Origin of the sequence: Flavobacterium sp. Root901 (genome assembly GCF_001429765.1) — a bacterium.
Classification (GTDB): domain Bacteria; phylum Bacteroidota; class Bacteroidia; order Flavobacteriales; family Flavobacteriaceae; genus Flavobacterium.
Map to the genome: position 1 here is coordinate 746,343 of NZ_LMJB01000006.1, position 18,933 is coordinate 765,275.

Consider the following 18,933-nt stretch of genomic DNA (forward strand, 5'->3'; position numbering starts at 1 on the left):
CAAAGAAGACAGAACAAAGAAAAACAGATTTAAATACATAAAGAACGAGACGTTATGAATTTGAAAATAGCAGTTTTACCAGGAGACGGAATTGGACCAGAAGTAATTTTACAAGCCAAAAAAGCATTATATGCAATTGGCGAAGTATACAATCATGAATTTGTTTTTGAGGAAGCGCTCATGGGAGCTATTGCTATTGATAAAACCGGAAATCCGCTTCCGGAACAAACTTTAAATCTTTGCCTGAACACTGATGCTGTTTTATTTGGTGCAATTGGCGATCCTAAATACGATAATAATCCAAATGCGAAAGTTCGTCCGGAGCAGGGATTATTGAAACTTCGTAAAGAATTAGGATTGTTTGCTAATATTCGTCCTATAAAACCTTATAAATCATTATTAGAAGCATCTCCTTTAAAAAGAGAAATTATAGAAGGTGCAGATTTTACAATTTTCAGAGAATTAACAGGCGGTGCTTATTTTGGAGCAAAAACATTAAATGAAGAAGGAACACATGCTTCGGATTTATGTGAATATTCAGAAGAAGAAATTACCAGAATTGCACATTTAGCTTTTAAATCGGCACAAAACCGACGCAAAAAGCTGACCATGGTAGACAAAGCAAATGTTTTGGAAACTTCAAGATTGTGGAGAAAAGTAGTTCAGAAAGTCGGCGAAAGTTATCCGGATGTTCTTTTAGACTTTTTATTTGTAGATAATGCAGCTATGCAGTTGATTTTAAACCCAAAACAATTTGATGTGATTTTGACAGAAAATTTATTTGGCGATATATTATCAGATGAAGCCAGCGTTATAACAGGTTCAATAGGTTTATTGGCTTCGGCATCTTTGGGAGAAAAAAATGCACTTTTTGAACCAATCCACGGATCTTATCCTCAGGCAAAAGGGAAAAATATTGCCAATCCAATTGCTTCAATTTTGTCAGCGGCAATGTTGTTAGAACATTTCGGATTGTTTGCAGAAGCGAATATAATTTATCAGGCAATTGAAAAAGCAATTGAATATAAAGTGGTTACGGTTGATTTAAAACCAGATTCAAAATTCGGTACAAATGAAGTAGGAGAGTTTGTTTCTAACTTTATTTTTAGTAAAGATGATCTATTGTATTTTAATAATGACAATGTTCATATCGGACAATCGACAATAGTTTAAAATTTTTATTAAAATTATGAATTAAATAACAAGAAGTATTGAAAATGTTGAGATTTTATTTTTTTAGTTCTTAAAGTTTCCGTACTTTTGTAACACTAAAAAATAAATGATGCAAATCTCAATTATTATTACTTCTGTCGTTGTTGTCAATGTGTTTAGCACATCTGCATCGGGAATGGTATAAATATAATTGAAAAACTATATTACAAACCTTCCAAATACTGGAAGGTTTTTTTTTGAATAAAAATTAAAATAAAATAATACAATAATGGAATTAAATAAGTACAGCAAAACCATCACTCAAGATCAAACACAGCCAGCGGCACAAGCGATGTTGTACGGTATTGGTTTAACTGAAGAAGATTTGAAAAAAGCACAAGTAGGTATTGTGAGCATGGGTTACGATGGTAACACATGTAATATGCACCTGAATGATTTAGCAAAAGATGTTAAAAAAGGTGTTTGGGATTCAGATCTGGTCGGACTTATTTTTAATACCATTGGAGTAAGTGACGGAATTTCTAACGGAACTGAAGGAATGCGTTATTCATTAGTTTCCCGCGACGTTATTGCAGATTCTATTGAAACAGTTGTGGGAGCACAATGGTACGATGGTTTAATTGCAATTCCCGGCTGTGATAAAAATATGCCTGGAGCGTTAATCGCTATGGGAAGATTAAATCGTCCTGCAATGATGGTTTACGGAGGTTCTATTCACTCCGGAAAATGGAAAGGAGAATCATTAAATATTGTTTCTGCTTTTGAAGCTTTAGGAAAAAAAGTGAGAAACGAAATTACTCCGGAAGATTTTAAAGGTGTAATTCAAAATTCCTGCCCTGGTCCAGGTGCCTGCGGCGGAATGTATACGGCAAATACAATGTCATCTGCAATTGAAGCATTAGGAATGAGTTTGCCATACAGTTCTTCAAACCCTGCTTTGAGTCAGGAAAAAAGAGAAGAATGCGCTGCTGCCGGTGCTGCAATGAGAATTTTATTAGAAAAAGATATTAAGCCAAGAGATATCATGACCCGCAAAGCTTTTGAAAATGCTATTACGATTGTAGCAGTTTTGGGAGGTTCTACAAATGCGGTTATGCACTTAATTGCAATGGCACATTCCGTAGGTATTGAAATCACTTTAGATGATTTTCAGGCAATTAACGACAGAACACCGGTTTTAGCAGACATGAAACCAAGTGGAAAATACATGATGGAAGATATTCATGAAGTGGGAGGAATTCCATCTGTAATGAAATATTTACTTAAAGTTGGATTAATTCATGGAGATTGTTTGACCGTAACAGGAAAAACAGTTGCTGAAAATTTAGCTTCAACACCAGATTTACAAGACGGGCAGCAAGTTATTCACGAAATACAAAAAGCATTAAAACCAACAGGAAATATTCAGGTTTTATACGGAAACCTTGCTTCTGAGGGAGCTGTAGCAAAAATCAGCGGTAAAGAAGGAGAATATTTTGAAGGACCTGCCGTGGTTTTTGAAGGAGAATTTGAAGTAATTCCAGGTTTACAGGCCGGAAAAATTAAACCCGGCAATGTAGTCGTCATCAGGTATTGCGGGCCAAAAGGTGGCCCGGGGATGCCTGAAATGCTAAAACCTACATCTGCGATTATTGGTGCCGGACTAGGAAGCAGCTGTGCTCTTATTACAGACGGAAGGTTCTCCGGAGGTTCACATGGATTCGTGGTAGGGCACGTAACACCAGAGGCTTATGATGGTGGTGGAATTGCACTTGTTCAGGACGGCGACATAATTGCCATTGATGCAGTAAAAAACACTATAGATCTAAAAATATCTGATGAAGAATTTGCAGCTCGAAAAGCGAGCTGGGTTCAGCCTCCTTTAAAAGTAGACAGAGGAGTTTTGCTTAAATATGCGAGATCGGTGTCAAGCGCTTCTACAGGCTGCGTTACCGACAATTAATAAAAAAAATATCAAAATCAATTTCGATAAACGATTATAAAAAGCAAATAAAATTTGCATTGTTATTGAAACGGATAAAAATAATATACTATGAGAATATCAGGGGCAGAAGCCGTTATAAGATGTTTATTAGAAGAAGGGGTAGATTTAATTTATGGATATCCGGGAGGAGCCATAATGCCGGTTTACGACGAATTATACAAATTTCAGGATCAGCTGCACCACGTTTTGGTTCGTCATGAACAAGGTGCAACCCACGCTGCTCAAGGATATGCCAGAGCTACTGGAAAAGTGGGTGTTGCGATTGCTACTTCAGGCCCGGGAGCAACAAATCTTGTTACCGGAATCGCAGATGCGCAAATCGATTCAACGCCATTAGTTTGCATAACAGGGCAGGTAGGAAGACATTTATTAGGTTCTGATGCTTTTCAGGAAACGGATATTATCGGAATTTCGACTCCGGTAACCAAATGGAATTTTCAGGTAACCGAAGCTTCTCAAATTCCGGAAATTATTGCAAAAGCATTTTATATTGCCCGCTCCGGACGTCCGGGACCAGTATTAATTGACATTACTAAAAATGCTCAGTTTGATGAGTTTGATTTTAGCTACGAAAAATGTACGGCAATCAGAAGTTATGTTCCGGTTCCGAAATTAAATTTAGATAAAGTTGCCCAGGCTGCTGCCTTAATTAATAGTGCAAAAAAACCGCTGATCGTTTTTGGTCAGGGAATTATTCTGGGTCAGGCAGAAGCAGAGTTTAAAGCAGTAATCGAAAAATCAGGGATTCCTGCTGCATGGACAATTTTGGGACTTTCGGCTTTGCCAACAGATCACCCGTTGAATGTTGGAATGCTGGGAATGCACGGGAATTACGCTCCAAATTTATTGACAAACGAATGTGATGTTTTAATTGCTTTTGGAATGCGTTTTGACGACCGTGTTACGGGTAAATTAAGTACGTATGCAAAACAGGCAAAAGTAATTCACTTTGAAATTGATCCTGCAGAAGTTGATAAAAACGTTAAAACAGAAGTAGCGGTTTTAGGTGATGTAAAAGAATCTTTAGCTGCCTTACTACCATTATTAGATGCAAAATCGCATGATTTATGGCATAATGAATTCAAAGCATTAAGAGAAGTTGAATTTAATTCTGTAATCAAAGAAGAATTAAATCCAACAAACGGTAAAGGAATTTCAATGGGAGAAACTATTGAAATGATCAACAAACATTCTAATGGCGATGCTATCATCGTGTCAGATGTTGGTCAGCATCAAATGTTTGCGTGCCGCTATGCTAAATTCAATTCAACAAAAAGCAATATTACTTCCGGTGGTCTTGGAACAATGGGATTTGCGCTTCCGGCTGCAATTGGTGCCAAAATGGGAAAACCAGAGCGTGAAGTTGTTGCAATTATCGGAGACGGCGGATTCCAGATGACGATTCAGGAATTAGGAACAATTTTCCAGACTCAGGTTCCGGTAAAAATAGTTATTCTGAACAATGAATTTTTAGGAATGGTACGTCAATGGCAGGAATTGTTCTTTGACAACAGATATGCTTCAACAAGAATGATCAATCCAAATTTTGTTGCAATTGCTGAAGGATATCATATTAAATCTAAAAAAGTAACCGCTCGAGAAGATTTAGATGCTGCCGTTGCTGAAATGCTGGCTTCAAAAGATTCTTATTTCTTAGAGGTCATGGTGGAAAAGGAAAACAATGTTTTTCCAATGATTCCAACAGGAGCATGTGTTTCAGAAATTAGATTAAGCTAAGAAAAGTTTCAGGTTTCAGGTTTTAAGTTTCAAGTTCTGCTGAGAACGTGAAACCTGAAACAAAATAAACGAAAACAAAATGGAAGATAAAACATTCACCATATCGGTATATTCAGAAAATAATGTGGGTTTATTAAATAGAATATCAGGTATATTCTTAAAGCGTCACATTAATATATTAAGTCTAAATGTTTCAGAATCAGAAATAGAAAATGTTTCAAGATTTATAATTGTAGTTAATACAACTGAAAAATGGGTTCAGAATATTGTGGGACAAATCGAGAAACAAATTGAAGTTATAAAAGCATTTTATCATACAGACGAAGAAACCATTTATCTGGAAAATGCACTTTTTAAAATTGCTTCGAGCTTGTTATTTGATGAAAAACAAATCCAGAATATTATTAAAGACAGTCAGTCGACAATTGTAACGGTTTCCAGAGATTTCTTTGTGATTTCAAAATCAGGAAGACGTTCAGAAATTGAAGAATTATACGAAAAATTCAAACCTTACGGAATTATGCAGTTTGTACGTTCAGGAAGGATTTCAGTTTCTAAAGAAAAAATGGAGATTTCATCATTGTTAGAAACATTCAAATAAACAATTAATATGTGATATTACACGATCACAATCAATTATAAATAAATTAATTACTAAATTTCATTTCATTAAATATTTTAAAACAAAATGGCAAATTATTTCAACACATTACCACTTAGATTACAATTAGAGCAACTTGGAGTTTGCGAATTTATGGAGCAGTCAGAATTTGCAGACGGAATTTCAGCATTGGCAGGAAAAAAAGTTGTTATTGTTGGATGTGGTGCACAAGGTTTGAATCAAGGTTTAAACATGAGAGATTCTGGTTTAGACATTTCTTACGCATTGCGCGCTGATGCAATTGCTGAAAAGAGAGCTTCATATAAGAATGCAACTGAAAATGGATTTAAAGTAGGTACATATGAAGAGTTAATTCCAACTGCTGATTTAGTTTGTAATCTTACTCCGGATAAACAACATACTTCTGTGGTTAATGCAATTATGCCATTAATGAAACAAGGATCGACTTTAGCATATTCTCACGGATTTAACATCGTTGAAGAAGGAATGCAGATTCGTGAAGATATTACAGTTATTATGTGTGCTCCTAAATGTCCTGGTTCTGAGGTTCGTGAAGAATATAAAAGAGGTTTTGGTGTGCCGACACTTATCGCGGTTCACCCTGAAAATGATCCAAACGGATTAGGTTTAGATCAGGCAAAAGCTTACGCTGTAGCAACCGGAGGACACAAAGCAGGAGTTTTAAGATCATCTTTTGTTGCTGAAGTAAAATCGGATTTAATGGGTGAGCAGACAATTCTTTGTGGTTTATTGCAAACCGGATCTATTTTATGTTTTGATAAAATGGTTGAAAAAGGAATCGATCCTGCTTATGCTTCAAAATTAATTCAATACGGATGGGAAACTATCACTGAAGCTTTAAAACACGGTGGTATTACTAATATGATGGACCGTTTAAATAATCCTTCAAAAATTGAAGCTTATGAATTAGCAGAAGAATTAAAAGATATCATGCGTCCATTGTTCCAAAAACACCAGGACGATATTATTTCCGGAGAGTTTTCAAGAACAATGATGATTGACTGGGCAAATGATGATGTTAACTTATTGAAATGGAGAGCTGCAACAGGAGAAACTAACTTCGAAAAAACAGCTCCGCAAGAAGCGCCAATCTCTGAACAGGAATATTTTGATAATGGAGTTTTAATGATTGCTATGGTAAAAGCTGGTGTTGAGCTGGCTTTTGAAACCATGACAGAGGCTGGAATTATCGAAGAATCAGCTTATTATGAGTCATTACACGAATTGCCGTTAATTGCAAACACAATCGCAAGAAAGAAATTATTTGAAATGAACCGTGTAATTTCTGATACTGCAGAATATGGCTGTTATTTATTTGATCACGCTTGTAAACCATTATTGACTGAATTCATGAAAAAAGTGGAAACAAATATTATTGGTAAACCGTTTTCAACTTCAAATGGAGTAGATAATACAGTTTTAATTGCTGTTAATAAAGAAATCCGTCAGCATCCTATCGAAGAAGTAGGAGCGTGGTTGAGAGAATCTATGACAGCTATGAAAAAAATTGGATAATAAATTGGGAATTTCCACGCATTCCGAATGTAGTGGAATTTGCTCTGTATCAATGTTTTAAATTAATATTTTGAATTAGTAAGCACTTATTAAAGAAAATAGATATAGATGCATATTGCATTCACTTAACTTCAGTGAGTTAAGCAAGTTAAGTGAAGCTGATCCCTTAAAGTTGGGGTATGTTTTTTCTAATAAAAAATGTACTTGTTGAAATTTCTATTTTAATTAATAAAGATGCTGCTATTTTCAAAATAGATAAAGTGTTGTAATGCAGAAATTACAAAATTAATTGTTATTGAAATTTGTTAAATAAAAAGGTATGATAATTCTTTGTCATACCTTTTTTGCGATTTAGATTTTTTCTCAAAACGTGTTTTTTTAGAATAACTTTAAAAAAAACGTATATTTTATTTATTATATGTTTTTTTTATACAAAATTTATGAATTAAATAATTTTAAGAATAGAAGCAGATTTAATACATTTATAAAAAAAATTCCACAAAACTATGAGTTATTATAAAATTGAAAATTTAGAACAATATTTTAAACATTACAATAAGTCAATAAGAGAGCCAAGAAAATTTTGGGGAAAAATTGCCGAAGAAAACTTTACTTGGTATCAGCAGTGGGAAAAAGTTGTTGATTTTAATATGGCCGATGCCGAAGTAAAATGGTTTACGGATGCAAAGGTTAATATTACAAAAAATTGTATCGATAGACATTTAAGCAAAAGAGGAGAAAAAACGGCTATTATTTTTGAACCGAATGATCCTTCTGAAACTGCTTTGCATATAAGTTATAATGAGTTATACGAACGAGTGTCTAAAATGGCAAATGTATTGCGTGATCAGGGAGTTCGTAAAGGAGATCGTGTTTGTATTTATTTACCAATGATCCCGGAACTGGCTGTTTCGGTTTTAGCATGTGCCAGAATTGGAGCTATTCACTCGGTAGTTTTTGCAGGATTTTCTTCTTCAGCAGTTTCTGCCAGAATTAATGACTGCGAATGTAAAATGGTTATTACATCTGACGGTGGTTACAGAGGCAACAAAACAATTGATTTAAAAGGAATTGTTGACGAAGCCTTAGACACTTGTCCATCTGTTTCTAAAGTTTTGGTTGTAAAAAGAACAAAAACAGAAGTTGCAATGAAAGAAGGACGTGATATCTGGTTACAGCCTTTATTAGATGCTGCTCTTGATAATAGTGTTGCCGAAATTATGGATGCTGAAGATCCTTTGTTTATTTTATATACTTCAGGATCAACAGGAAAGCCAAAAGGAATGGTGCATACCACAGCAGGATATATGGTTTATACCGCGTATACATTTAAAAATGTATTCAGTCATGAAGAAAATGATATTTTCTGGTGTACAGCAGATATCGGATGGATTACCGGCCACTCTTACATATTATATGGACCATTACTAAATGGCGGAACAACCGTAATTTTTGAAGGAGTTCCTTCTTATCCTGATTTTAGTCGTTTTTGGGACATTATCGAAAAACATAAAATTACTCAATTTTATACTGCACCAACGGCAATCCGTTCATTAGCAAAAGAAAGTTTAGATTATATTCAAAAATATCCTCTAAAATCCTTAAAAGTAATTGGGTCAGTTGGTGAACCAATTAATGAAGAAGCGTGGCACTGGTTTAACGACCACGTAGGAGATAAGAGATGTCCGGTTGTTGATACTTGGTGGCAGACTGAAACAGGAGGAATCATGATTTCGCCAATTGCTTTTGTTACACCAACAAAACCAACTTATGCAACATTGCCGTTACCGGGAATTCAGCCGGTTTTAATGGATGAAAAACGTAACGAAATTGAAGGAAACCAAGTAGTAGGAAGTCTGTGTATTAAATTTCCATGGCCTGGAATTGCCAGGACTATTTGGGGAGATCATCAGCGTTATAAGGATACTTATTTTACTGCTTTCCCTGGGAAATATTTTACGGGAGACGGCGCTTTAAGGGATGAAGTGGGTTACTACAGAATTACCGGTAGAGTAGATGATGTTGTAATTGTTTCCGGTCACAACTTAGGAACTGCTCCAATTGAAGATGCTATTAACGAACATCCTGCAGTGGCAGAGTCTGCTATTGTTGGTTTTCCGCATGACATTAAAGGAAATGCACTATATGGCTATGTTATTTTGAAAGAAACCGGAGAGGTTAGAAATAAAGAAAATCTATCAAAAGAAATCAATCAATATATCGCAGATCATATTGGGCCAATTGCAAAACTGGATAAAATTCAGTTTGTATCCGGTTTACCAAAAACACGTTCCGGAAAAATTATGCGTAGAATTTTGCGCAAAATTGCAGAAGGTGATTTTTCTAACTTTGGTGATACAACCACATTGTTGAATCCGGAAATTGTAGAAGAAATTAGTAAAGACAGAATTGAATAAATATTTTGTTTCAGGTTTATGTTTTCAGGTTAATTTGGGAAACAGAAAACGGAATAAAATTAAAAAAGCCTCTTATTAAATTAAGAGGCTTTTTTAATATTTAAATTCAAACACATTGAAATTTAGATTTTTTTATTTTATTTAATTCCCAAACGAGATTTAAGCTTTAAGAATAAAAGTCCAATTTTATAAGCATCTTCTGCAGAAGAATTTCTATCACTTTTTGGGATCTTGTAAATTTCGCATAAATCGTTTAAAGAAAATTGCTTGTCGTTAATATCAGTTAATTTACGGTACATCACATCAATATCCAAAGCTTCATTCTTTAACCTGCCGCAATCCAGCCTTTCCAGGGCAGCATTTAACATTTCAATATCAAAATTGATATGATGGCCGACAAGAACTGCGTTTCCAATAAAATTTACAAAAGCTTCTAATGCCTGAGCTTCAGGCATTTTGTCCATTTTGCTTTCAATTATAAATTCATTAGAAATCCCGTGTTCTTCTAAAAATTTATACTGAAGTAAAACAGCTTCAAAATTTTCCTTAATGATAATACTGTCATCCATAACAGAAAAAGCACCTAAAGATAAAATAACATCTTTATTAGGATTCAATCCCGAAGTTTCAGTTGACAAAACCACAAACTTGTTAGGTTTTGCTTCTAATTTTGTTAAGTAATCTTTCCAGAATTCCGGATATTCCTTATTGATATTTTTAATCCAGTCTAGCATATTTTACGAGAATTGCGTCAGTTGAAATTTACTCTTTATAAGTTCCTCAAGGTCTTTCATCGGGGTTAAAGCATTTTTTAACTTCTCTTTGTCTGTTTTAGACATTTCTCTTAAATTAATATATTGTCCGGAATCGTCATTTTTTAAACCTTCAACTGTTCTGAATTTTGAAAGTGTTAAAAAGGCTTCAGCGCAACTTAAATATATTTCGGCGTTTTTAGAATCGGTTATGGCTAATTGTTTGAATCTCAAATAGGTATTTTTAATTCCTTTTATATTAGCACTCAAAATTAATAATCTGGCACTATCAATTAACGGCATTAATGCACGCGTTTTAATATCAAATTTTCCTTTTTGCGGACCTTCTTCTTCAACAATAAATTTCTTGAAGAAGCTTAAAGGAGAGTTTCTTTTTAAAGCATCATTTCCTAAAAAGTCAAAGAATAATGTATTATTGACTGCATTTTTAAAAACGACATTTTCAATAACTTCTTCGATTTTTGGTTCTCCAATAACGATTTCATAATCAAAGAAAATGCTGCTTAAATCATTGCTGTTTTCACCTGGAGTATTCATCCAGCTGTTGTATTGCTTTGTCCAGTCACTCAATGATTTACACCACAACATATTACTTCCCATATGACCATTTGGACAATATTCGTAACCTACCTTTTCAAGAATGGCAGTTGTTCTTTTTGCCAATCTTAAAAAATAGTCTTTTACCTCTCTGTATTTTTCGGGAGCAACATCTTCAAAAATTAAAATGCTGTCCTGATCTGTCAGTAAAAGCTGTTCTTTACGTCCCTGGCTGCCAATACTCAGCCAGGCAAATCTGGCAGGAGGGGAGCCTAAGTCTAAAATAGATAACTCGACTGCACGTTTTATTATGGCAAGATTAATTTCACTTGCAATATTGCTTACATGAGAAATTGGTATGTTTTTCTGGATCGAATTCTGAATCAAATCTGATAATCGGTCACGAATTTGTTTTAAATCTTTTGGAAGCTGCGAACGCTTAATTTCTTTAATTAAGACACCAGGGTTACTGGCTTGAGCTACAATTAAATCGTGTTCAGAAATTATTCCCTTTACAGACGATTTACTTGTGCCGTCTTTAGTAACACATAAATGCGAAACATTGTGTTTAAGCATAAGAAGCTGGGCTTCTGCCAAAGAAACATTTTCAATTACGGTCACAACCGGCGAAGACATAATTTTGTCGATCGTTTCAGTAATAGGATAGCGTCCTGTAGCGATTTTTGATGATAGATCGGCATGGGTCACAATACCAATAGGATGATTTTTTTCGCAAATTACAATGTTATCCACCATAGATTCGGTCATTAAAATCGCAACATCTTTTACAATATGATGGGATTCTGTAGTTAATGGCGAATTATTATAGGTAAGTGATTGAATATACTGCATTTCTGACTGCTGATCAATAAAGGCGCTGTCAGGATCTAATTTTCCATTAGAACGTGCATTATCACGTGTATGTCTTGAATTTATGGCAAAACTTTCTAATAAAAAGTTTAAAACATCAGAATTATTAGCTACAAACGGACGAAAAACAGCAATTGGAATACCATAAACAATACTTTCTTCACGTGCTTTGGCCGTCATCATATAGTTGTTTTTGGCAAAAAACGGACGCAAACCAAAAATATCACCTTCATGACATTTATTTATAATAGTTTCTTCGGCATCAGCAATGGTTGTTAAATTGATGATGCCAGAAGCTACAACATAAAAGTTATCATGAAGCGGATCATTATTTTGAAACAATACAGCATGTTTTTCTAAATTGATAACACGAATATTTGTAGCGATATCTGATAATTCCTGAAAAGTTAAGTTATCAAACGGCGGGTATTCTTTTAAAAAATCTGCAATATGCTCAGCAATTGTATTCATATAGGTATTAATATCTTTTAAAATATTGTATGTAAAAATAATAAAATAAAGTCTTACAATGAAAGCAACTTGATCAGAATCTAATTATTTTAAAGAAATGTTAAGATTTACTGAATTCAAGGCTTTAAAATGTTTTTTTTGGATTAAATTTTAAATACTTGATGGATATTCATTCTTATAAACTTAATAAATTTCGATTTCGTATAATCATGGGATGAAAGACTCGCTTGTTTAATTTTTTGGATAAAACGATTTGGTATATAGAGTATTTGTCATAATTTTCTATTTTACATAATATAAATTATAGTGCAAAAGAACTCGCGCAAATCTTTGATAATCAGTACTTTATGACTGAGCGCTACAAGGTCGCAGACCGCCTTGATAATAATACGGTTTTGGTTGGCCACTTGAAGCACCAAACGGATATATCTTCGGTTTATAAAACACTATTACACCGTATGAGAAATATTGCAAAAAAGAATTACACATTGAAAGAAACCAAAGAAAAACGCAAACCCCGAATTCAGTATTGCGGTTATGCTGTAAATGCTAATGTTAATCAGCCGATTAATTTATGCAAAAATGATAAAGGCGGTTTATTTTTTAATGGCGTTGCGAATTGTGGCGGTTATTGGCGCTGTCCGGTATGCGCTTTAAAAATATCTGAACATAAAAAAGAACTTTTAAGCGGTCTTATCAGCGCACATCAATCACGTAATCTTTCAATTGGATTTTTAACGCTTACTGTTAGACATTCAAAATTTGATACTTTGAAAAAATCGCTTGAAAAAATCTCTGATAATTATAGAAAATTTCAGCAGTCAAGATTTTTTGCTAAAACTGATCACGGTATTATTGGTCAAGTTAAAACTCTTGAAATTACATACTCTGATGATAACGGCTGGCATCCGCATTTACATATTTTGTATTTCTATGATAATGCAAATGATAAAGAAATTGAAAAATTTCAAAAAGAAATGCTTAAACGATGGGTTTCTTTTCGTGATAATAATAGCAGAATTAGCGGTCAAAATCAAAAGATGCTTGCGTCTGATAACAGTGATTATCTCGCTAAATACGATATCACAATGGAAATGACCAAAGGACAAATTAAAAGTTCTAAGGGTTTGACACCATTCACAGCACTTGCAAAAATTGCCTGTAATGATTATGCAGACGAATTTGAAAAAAGAAGACTTTACGGTATTTACACCTGTTATGTTGAACAAACGCAGGGAAAACATTTTGTAAATATTTCAAATTCACTTCGTAAAGAATACAGCCAGTTTATGGATGAATTTAACAAAACCGACGATGATATCGTAAATGAGGTTACAATAGATGAAATTCTTTTAAAAGTTTCACTTCCTATCTGGAAAAAGATATGCAAGAATGATTTACAGCCTTTAGTGCTGAATAAATACAAAGAAAACGGTCTTGAAGGCGTTTACAATCTACTCACGTACTTCAAAGATTTCAAAGATTTAGAAATAGAAGTAGATACTAACGAATACCCTGTTTTAATATGAATCAAGATTACCAACACTTAGAGCAAATTTTACAGGCTCAGTTACCTAAACCAAAGGTAGAACAACGTTTTCTTCCGAATTTCATTTGTGCAAGCTGTGGAAACTGCGAGAAAAATTATCACAAAGACGATGCTTCAAACATTGATAACGGCTTTTGTGTTAAGTTCTTTCAAAATGTACCATTGGACGAAAAGAATGTCGCTTGCTGGACTTCTAAACCTCACACTTATTTAGAGGACTTGGCAAAACTTGGAAATACTGAAAAGCTTAAAGATCAGCATATCAGGAACAAAAGAGCGAAAAAATTAAAAATCGAATTTGATCAACCAACACTTTTTTAATTATGAAAAATCAAAAACTTAATGCCGTCTTATTTGTAGTTGTTGTAGTAGTACTAACAATAATTTTCAATTCGTGATTTCTTTAGTACTGGGTGCAGTTTACTTTATCGCATGGGTAATTGCTGTCACAGATATAACATGCGGAAATGATAACGATCTAAATTTTTAATTATGGAAAATCAATATTTATCACTCGATCAATTACAGGTCGGAAAAACTTACTGGGTAGTAAATGGTTGTTGGGAATTTGTAGTAAAAGAAATTCTTTCAAGTACTATTATAATTTATATGCCTGATGTTGATAGGAATTGCGGTATATCTAAAATTGAGAAATGTACATTACAAATTATAGAAAAAAAATAAAGAGGGGTTGCCTCCCCTCTTTAAAAATCCTAAATCTTGAAAACTATGGAAACCTTAAAAGTTGTTACAGCTAAACAATTAGCTGATTGCTTAGGTGTTAGTATGACATCTGCAAACAGATATCTTAAAGATATCAAACAGGAATATCAAATTAAGCGTGTTTTAGGTGAACATGTAAATAAGTATTTCAAAATTGATACCAAAAATACTTAAAAACTACCAAAAATTACCAAAAATGCTCAACCCTCTTTTCGAGGGTTTTTTTATGCTCAAATTTGACATGTAAATAATTAATAATTGTCGGATAAATACCGACCTAAAAATTTAACGTATGGAAATTTGGAAGGCTACAGGCTTAACTACTACTGGTATTATCCCAGTAACAAAAAGTATTTCTACGATCATCATTGCCAGTACTTTAGAGTATGACGAGTTAACAACTGAAACTATCAGGGTTGAAGTTGAAAGAGCGAACGGCTCTAACTTTGAGATTACAAAAGGCTCAATGAATTTGAAAGACTTCATTTTGGCTAACACTTATGGTGACGATGCCATTACCTCAGATGCTACTAGAGGTTATAAAATTGTAGCTGTTTGTGAAATCTGCAAAGATGGTTCTATCCATTTATTTGAAAAAGATGTAATCAAAGTTGAGTTAAGAGGTTTAGATACTACTGAAACTTATGTTTTGAATTGTCTTGAAGAGCCTGAAACGAGCACAGAAATTTATTCTTTTGAACATAAGAGTATGGCTCCTGAGGACACAAACAAAGATTTCAATGTGTCAGGTTATGACATTGCTATCTTAGATAAGCATAGCAGTATTGAGGAGATCAATTACACATTCGCTAACGGTCAGGTAGTAAAATACACGCTGTTCGAATTGGAAGCAATGAGCAAAGCTATCGATCCAGTCGCTTACGTTAAGACGGACGGAACTGTTAGAAGTGCTTTTACCGGAAAAATACAGTTGCCGTTATTGGCTGTTTCGAACTTAAATATTCGTAAAAGTCAGGGTACTGTTATCAATTTAACTTTAAGAAATCATATTTAATTTATGGGATTTTTCAAAAAAATTGGTAAAGCCATTAAGAAAAATGTTTCTTTCAAAAACCTTGTAAAAATTGGTACTCCCCTTTTAGGCGCTGTTCCTTTTGCAGGTGGTGCACTTCAAAGTATTGCAGAAAATGGCCAAGCAGCTCACCAAGCAAAAAAGGATGCGCAAGCATTAAAAGCGCAGGGAGATTATCAAGCGGCACAAGATGCAGAAATGAGAGCGCAAGCCTTACAAGTTCAAATAGGAACTGTTGCAGGTTCTGCCTTAGGTGCTGTTGTTCAGTCAGGTGGTCAGATGTTCGCCAAAGGTGTAACAGAAGGTGCGTATAATGGTCTTTCTGACGGTGTTAAGCAAGGTTTAGGAACTGCAGGTGCGGGAGTTGTAGATAGTACAATTACTGCGTGGTTCAAACTTCATTGGAAACATATCTTAATAGCTTTAACCGTTGTCGGTGCTATTTGGCTGATAAGAAAAAACATGTCGGGTAATAATAATAAGCGTGTTTCGAGACGCGCAAGGTAACCCAAAGTATAGCCGAATCTACGGTTTGATTTTCCTGATAGATTCGGTTATACTTCTTTTAAAGAAATTAGGCGATTTGATCGCAATTGTAAAACATTTAATAAATTAAATTATGTCTCAACAATATTACAAAGGTAAAGACGGTAATTTTTATCCTGTACAGCAGAATTTTCAGGCTCCTTACAGACAACAGTATAATAATCCTCAGCCACAGCAACAACAGCAACAGCAGATTTTTAAAAGAAGTGGCGCAACTTATACCACTATTAGAAACGGCAATTTTGAGGGCAATATCATTGTTAATGCTTGGCGAAAGACCAAAATGGGATTAATGCAGGCTACGGTAGCACCTTATGCAGGTCAAGGCAAAAAAGGCTTAGAAATTGTCAATTCTCAGGGCAAATCAGGTAATCAGGATAAAGAGTACCAAAAAATGATTTGTGAGATTAGAAATACTGCTCTTGGTACAACGCAGACTTATCACGTTTTAATGAATCTTAAAACAAAAGTGATCGTTATTCAGGAGTTAGGTCTTTGTATTACTCCAAATGGTAGCGGTGTTACTCGAAGTGGTAAACGTGTTACAGGTTATTTCGGTAAGAATTACCGATCTAAATAATTATTAACCTTAAAATAAAAAATTATGAAAGGTATATCATCGATTACCAGCGTTCTTAAAATTATTGTTAAATATGGTGCGATCATAGCTGTAGCAATCAAAGTTGTTCAGTTTGCTTATGAGGAGTTTTCTAAACTTGAATTGGGTGATGATGCCAAAAAAATAGATGTGAAAGATGCCGAAGTCGTTTCTTAACAACAAAAACGTTGCTTTAGGATTAAGAAATAATAATCCGGGCAATTTAATCAGGACTTCTCTAGCATGGCAGGGAAAGATACCTCATTCGCAAAGTACCGATAAAAAGTTTGAACAGTTTGAAAATGTTCATTTCGGTCTTAGAGCGATGTTTAAAGATTTGATTAATGATATCAACAAAGGTAAGAATACTGTAAAACTATTAATTACTGAATATGCGCCTCCGAAAGAAAACGATACTGTGGCTTATATTAATTCTGTTGCAAAGACTCTTGGTGTCGCACCGACTTCAAGACTTACGCAGATTGATTCTACCTTCTTGTTGAGACTTGCTCGAGCAATTTTACAGGTTGAATTAGGCAAAGATCATCGTTTAATTACTGACGCTGATATCATTAAATCACTTACTATGTTAGGTGATGTTTCAACAGCAAATTTGGCAGTTAAGATCGACAAATTTGCATTAGCAAAGCAGTATGTCATTCCTGCTTTAATTACAATCGGTCTTTTTTTTTATACCTACGGGGCAATAACAATTTAAAATTTAAAAAATCATGGAAAAATTAAAAGAATTTTATCAAAACAATACCAAAGCTATTTTAATCGTAGCAGGTCTGCTTTTAGCTTATTTTATTTATACTAAAATCAAAAAAAATTAGGAATATGGGATTTACTACTAAAAAAAATAGTAGCTTCTTAGATTCGAAATTAATCCCGTTCTTTAAGAAGTACGGGATTTTTTTAATAGTTCTTTTTTTGGTTTTTCCTTATGTATACAAATACATTAGGATGGCTTTAAACAGTATTAAAAATACGAATCTACAGGCTGAACAAACTGCTAATTCTAATGAGAATGGCAAGGCTGACCCAATAATTACCAAGACTAAAGTTGATGCTATAAAAAAGAAATATCCAACAATTCCAAAGAAAACAATGGATGATATTTTGGCATCTGCTTTTAAGATCGCAAAAGCATTCGGAACAAATGTTGACGATAATCATGTTTTATTAGGCGGTACAATTGATCTTTATAATGTTGCTGCTTGGACTGAGGACGAAAAGACGGCGATTAAATATTTAAAGAAGCATACTGGTACGTTCCCGATCTTGGAAGAAGTTTATTATAAAACTGCTACTAAAAGTAAGAATTTGAGAAACGATATATTGTCTTATTTATCAAACTCTCAATACAGTGATTTAGCAAAATATTACAAATCAAAAGGCTATAACTGGCTTTAATTTAATCAAAAACAACTATGTACACATTATATTATTTAAATAGAAATCTTCAATTAGGCACTATAAAAGTGCTTGATTTAGATACACCTGTAAAGTGTCCTGAAGACTTGGTTTTTTGTGCTTTACGAAAAGGAATTTATTTTCAGAAAGAACCTCACGAATGTATCGGATTTACTGACATTGAGCGTTTAATTATTTATTCTGAGTTTTCCGATATGGACTTGCTTAAGGAACTGGATTTCAGGAAACAAAATACTTATCTTGAATCACTTTGTTTAGTGGACGGATTTGACGTTAATTTCGATGATCCTGACGTAAAATACGTTTATGATGAGGGTAACGCTCTGGAATTTCCGCAGGATGCAAATTTACCTCAGGGAACGACAAATATTTATTTGAGTTTGGATGGTATTAATTTTACACAAGTTCCAAACTATGTAAAATCAGACGGATGGGCTTGGAGCGATGTAAATAGGCTTTATTATTCACGTATCAATAATATTATTTTTACTTGGATTGATCTGGTTAACGCACCAATTGCAAATCTGCCGAATTACATGTATTTTCAAAATGCAGTAACGGGCCAGAGATCAAAAGTGTATAACCTTACTCCTCCACCGTTTAGTGTTGTAAAAACATTAGGTCACATTTGGGATATGAATCCGAGCGGAAATTATGTTAAATTTCAAAGTAACAGGCTTAATCCAACATTAAGATATTCTTTACCTGACGGTACAATTTTGGGTAATTTAACACCTTTAAATCATGTCGGGGATATCTACGAATACAATACAAAAGATGTTCCTTACGATGCTACTAAAATTGATTTTATTGTTGGTTTAGAAACATTTAGCTATGTAGAATAGTTATATAATTAAAATATTTTATTATATAATTAACATCAAATTAAAAATTTATGTACATTTGGCAAAACTTCAAGGAGAGATA

The 18,933-nt window shown here is 34.0% G+C and carries 19 protein-coding genes; 17 read left to right on the forward strand and 2 right to left on the reverse strand.

The window, feature by feature from the left end; all coding sequences use genetic code 11:
* Nucleotides 1-54 precede the first annotated feature (54 nt).
* The 6 genes from leuB (at nucleotide 55) to acs (ending at nucleotide 9,469) form a co-directional block, all read left to right on the forward strand.
* Nucleotides 55-1,173 (forward strand): 3-isopropylmalate dehydrogenase, encoded by a 1,119-nt coding sequence (gene leuB, locus ASE21_RS12690; protein WP_057123025.1) that lies wholly within the window; start codon nucleotides 55-57, stop codon nucleotides 1,171-1,173.
* A gap of 268 nt (nucleotides 1,174-1,441) precedes the next feature.
* On the forward strand, nucleotides 1,442-3,115 hold the full coding sequence (ilvD, locus tag ASE21_RS12695) for a dihydroxy-acid dehydratase (protein WP_057123026.1): 1,674 nt from the start codon (nucleotides 1,442-1,444) through the stop codon (nucleotides 3,113-3,115).
* A 90-nt stretch (nucleotides 3,116-3,205) separates the two neighbouring features.
* The gene (ilvB, locus tag ASE21_RS12700) at nucleotides 3,206-4,894 is read left to right on the forward strand and encodes a biosynthetic-type acetolactate synthase large subunit (RefSeq protein ID WP_057123027.1); all 1,689 of its coding nucleotides are present in this window, start codon (nucleotides 3,206-3,208) and stop codon (nucleotides 4,892-4,894) included.
* Between the two features lie 79 nt (nucleotides 4,895-4,973).
* Nucleotides 4,974-5,495, forward strand: a complete 522-nt coding sequence (ilvN, locus tag ASE21_RS12705; protein WP_056209390.1) for an acetolactate synthase small subunit — start codon at nucleotides 4,974-4,976, stop codon at nucleotides 5,493-5,495.
* An 87-nt stretch (nucleotides 5,496-5,582) separates the two neighbouring features.
* Nucleotides 5,583-7,052, forward strand: coding sequence for a ketol-acid reductoisomerase (ilvC, locus tag ASE21_RS12710; protein WP_057123028.1), 1,470 nt, complete (start codon nucleotides 5,583-5,585; stop codon nucleotides 7,050-7,052).
* Between the two features lie 506 nt (nucleotides 7,053-7,558).
* Nucleotides 7,559-9,469 carry an acetate--CoA ligase gene (gene acs, locus ASE21_RS12715; protein WP_057123029.1) on the forward strand — a complete coding sequence of 637 codons (1,911 nt, stop codon included), beginning with the start codon at nucleotides 7,559-7,561 and terminating at the stop codon, nucleotides 9,467-9,469.
* 137 nt (nucleotides 9,470-9,606) lie between these two features.
* Here the strand turns inward: acs and ASE21_RS12720 are convergent, their stop codons facing one another.
* Together ASE21_RS12720 and ASE21_RS12725 are read right to left on the reverse strand one after the other, a co-directional pair.
* Nucleotides 9,607-10,203, reverse strand: a complete 597-nt coding sequence (locus ASE21_RS12720; protein WP_057123030.1) for a PolC-type DNA polymerase III — start codon at nucleotides 10,201-10,203, stop codon at nucleotides 9,607-9,609.
* Between the two features lie 3 nt (nucleotides 10,204-10,206).
* On the reverse strand, nucleotides 10,207-12,120 hold the full coding sequence (locus ASE21_RS12725; protein WP_057123031.1) for a DUF294 nucleotidyltransferase-like domain-containing protein: 1,914 nt from the start codon (nucleotides 12,118-12,120) through the stop codon (nucleotides 10,207-10,209).
* Between the two features lie 458 nt (nucleotides 12,121-12,578).
* Here ASE21_RS12725 and ASE21_RS12730 point away from each other — a divergent pair, with 458 nt between their 5' ends.
* From ASE21_RS12730 to ASE21_RS12770, 11 genes are all read left to right on the forward strand, one after another.
* Nucleotides 12,579-13,649, forward strand: a complete 1,071-nt coding sequence (locus ASE21_RS12730; protein WP_057123032.1) for a protein rep — start codon at nucleotides 12,579-12,581, stop codon at nucleotides 13,647-13,649.
* Complete coding sequence (locus ASE21_RS12735; protein WP_057123033.1) at nucleotides 13,646-13,990, forward strand: hypothetical protein; 345 nt, start codon at nucleotides 13,646-13,648, stop codon at nucleotides 13,988-13,990. Before ASE21_RS12730 ends, ASE21_RS12735 begins: the two co-directional genes overlap by 4 nt.
* 171 nt (nucleotides 13,991-14,161) lie before the next feature.
* Nucleotides 14,162-14,353 carry a hypothetical protein gene (locus ASE21_RS12740; RefSeq protein WP_057123034.1) on the forward strand — a complete coding sequence of 64 codons (192 nt, stop codon included), beginning with the start codon at nucleotides 14,162-14,164 and terminating at the stop codon, nucleotides 14,351-14,353.
* Nucleotides 14,354-14,398: 45 nt separating this feature from the next.
* Nucleotides 14,399-14,566 (forward strand): hypothetical protein, encoded by a 168-nt coding sequence (locus tag ASE21_RS21850; RefSeq protein ID WP_157848780.1) that lies wholly within the window; start codon nucleotides 14,399-14,401, stop codon nucleotides 14,564-14,566.
* A gap of 118 nt (nucleotides 14,567-14,684) precedes the next feature.
* On the forward strand, nucleotides 14,685-15,407 hold the full coding sequence (locus ASE21_RS12745; RefSeq protein WP_057123035.1) for a hypothetical protein: 723 nt from the start codon (nucleotides 14,685-14,687) through the stop codon (nucleotides 15,405-15,407).
* Nucleotides 15,408-15,410: 3 nt separating this feature from the next.
* Nucleotides 15,411-15,932: a hypothetical protein gene (locus ASE21_RS12750; protein ID WP_057123036.1), complete on the forward strand. Its 522-nt coding sequence runs from the start codon at nucleotides 15,411-15,413 to the stop codon at nucleotides 15,930-15,932.
* Between the two features lie 112 nt (nucleotides 15,933-16,044).
* Nucleotides 16,045-16,551 (forward strand): hypothetical protein, encoded by a 507-nt coding sequence (locus ASE21_RS12755; protein ID WP_057123037.1) that lies wholly within the window; start codon nucleotides 16,045-16,047, stop codon nucleotides 16,549-16,551.
* Nucleotides 16,552-16,575: 24 nt separating this feature from the next.
* Nucleotides 16,576-16,746, forward strand: coding sequence for a hypothetical protein (locus ASE21_RS21855; protein ID WP_157848781.1), 171 nt, complete (start codon nucleotides 16,576-16,578; stop codon nucleotides 16,744-16,746).
* Entirely contained in the window at nucleotides 16,727-17,287 is a 561-nt protein-coding gene (locus ASE21_RS12760) for a hypothetical protein (RefSeq protein WP_057123038.1), read from the forward strand. The genes ASE21_RS21855 and ASE21_RS12760 overlap by 20 nt, the downstream gene beginning before the upstream one ends.
* Before the next feature lie 248 nt (nucleotides 17,288-17,535).
* Nucleotides 17,536-17,985: a hypothetical protein gene (locus ASE21_RS12765; RefSeq protein ID WP_128414696.1), complete on the forward strand. Its 450-nt coding sequence runs from the start codon at nucleotides 17,536-17,538 to the stop codon at nucleotides 17,983-17,985.
* A 17-nt stretch (nucleotides 17,986-18,002) separates the two neighbouring features.
* On the forward strand, nucleotides 18,003-18,851 hold the full coding sequence (locus ASE21_RS12770; protein WP_057123040.1) for a hypothetical protein: 849 nt from the start codon (nucleotides 18,003-18,005) through the stop codon (nucleotides 18,849-18,851).
* The last annotated feature ends 82 nt before the right edge of the window (nucleotides 18,852-18,933 follow it).